3 protein-coding genes are annotated in these 1,796 nt (G+C 41.2%); 2 read left to right on the forward strand and 1 reads right to left on the reverse strand.

Features of this window, described 5'->3' with window-relative positions; all coding sequences use genetic code 11:
- The coding region (locus tag PX481_RS07395; RefSeq protein WP_288094180.1) for an RNA-guided endonuclease InsQ/TnpB family protein at positions 1 to 472 on the reverse strand (472 nt) is incomplete at its 3' end.
- A 172-nt stretch (positions 473 to 644) separates the two neighbouring features.
- Here PX481_RS07395 and PX481_RS07400 point away from each other — a divergent pair.
- Together PX481_RS07400 and PX481_RS07405 are read left to right on the forward strand one after the other, a co-directional pair.
- Entirely contained in the window at positions 645 to 1,184 is a 540-nt protein-coding gene (locus tag PX481_RS07400; protein ID WP_288094182.1) for a DUF3038 domain-containing protein, read from the forward strand.
- 173 nt (positions 1,185 to 1,357) lie between these two features.
- Positions 1,358 to 1,796, forward strand: a 439-nt coding sequence (locus PX481_RS07405; protein ID WP_288094183.1) for a DUF4335 domain-containing protein, incomplete at its 3' end; no start/stop codon positions are given.

The raw sequence follows: 1,796 nt of genomic DNA on the forward strand, positions 1-1,796 counted from the left end.
CAGAAGGATGTAATCTGACCGTTACTGTACTTGGTTCACATCCGTCTGGTATTTGTCTTGACCATCGAATAGGTAAAGGTTCTGTGCATTTAGCTAAATAGATTTGTTTGTCTTTAAATTTAAAAGCAGATTTGGTAAATTCGGCACTTCCTCCTTGATGTTTTTTCTTAAAGTTAGGATACTTAGTACGACCAGCAAAGAAGTTAGTAAAAGCTGTTTGTAGGTGTCTTAAACCTTGTTGTAAAGGAACACAGCTAACCCCATTCAAAAACTCTAATTCTTCTTGTTTTTTCCACTCAGTCAACATCGAAGAAGTTTCAGTATATCCTACTCTTTCTTGTCTTTCGTACCATGCTTGTGTTCTGAGATGGAGAGCTTTATTGTAAACTAATCTTACACAGCCCAAGGTGCGCCGCAATAGCGACTCTTGTTCTGCTGTGGGGTAAAATCGAAACGAATAGGCTTTCTCCATATCTCACATTCTAGCATATATCGTGTAAATGCGCTACTATTTCATAGTAAAGCCGTCCTTTGAGAACGGGGTTTCAGAGCCAAAATTGGCGATGACACTTGAGAACCAGTGATTTTTTCTCCTAAACCCAAGTTTTTCTGCTGGCAATTCCTTATTATCTATGTCCTTGACTATGCCTCAGTCTGCCGAGTCCTCCACGGGTGAGGATTTACCCCTAGCTATCTCACCCAGTAACGAGCAGTTAGAGAGTATTAATAGCTATTTAAACCTGATTTTGGCAGCTTTAGTCTCTCTAGCTAATTTAGACTCCGAGTCTATCACCCAAGCAGCCCAAGAATTAGCCTTAGATCTGGATACAAGCGATCGCCTAGTTGCCCACTACTGGCAACCCCAGTCAAACCTCTCCCTAGCGGACATCCGTTCTCTAGTTCTCCTCCTCTGTCATCTAGCCCAAAAAAAGCAAGAGTTAATCCGTCGCGCCGTAATTCTCTTGGAACAAGTGGGAACTCAAGGACAAGAACCGGTCAAAACCACGCTTTTGGGCAATTATATCGATAATTTTCGCTTAAAATACCCAGAAATATCGGAAAATAATCTCAGCAATTCTAGCCTGATTTCCCTAGCCTGGAAATTATTAATCGATTTATTGTTCTACAGCAGCCCCCGCAGTCATCTCCTTCTCTGGCACACCCTTTTGGCAAGTAAAAAGTAAAAAGGCTATCAGTTATCAGTTATCAGTTATCAGTTATCAGTTATCAGTTATCAGTTATCAGATGTAAGTTTTCAGTTCACCGATTACTGTTTACTGATCACTGAAAAAAAGCTTCCCAGTTCATAATTCATAATTCATAATTCATAATTCATAATTCCCACCGATAACTAAAAATGAGTGATCTAATTCGCAAATATACACCCCCCACCTGTACCCTAGAAATTTGGGGAAATAGTTCGCCCCTAGCGGTTTGGCTGGGTAAAAATGTCTTAAACGATGCCCACTTTCAATTGCGCTTTGATGATCCTAGATTGAGTGAGGAAAAACAGGTGACGATCAAAGGCGATCGCACACAATTACAACTCCTAGGGGAAATTGTCGCTAATTATGTGCAGAATTTACTCTCTAGTCCCGTTTCTACCCTCTCTTTCGTGGCTAGTGGTTCCCCCGAAAGCCATCTCCCCTCCTTGCCTTCTCTCCGTTGTCAGGGACTTCTCCAGCATCAATTATTTTTAGGTTCCCTGCTAACCGATCAGGATAAACAGGAGATCGAATTAACCACATCGCAATTATTCGATCTAGCCAATGCTTTAGGGGAATATAACCATGAAA

Source organism: Microcystis sp. M53603_WE2 (assembly GCF_030065435.1).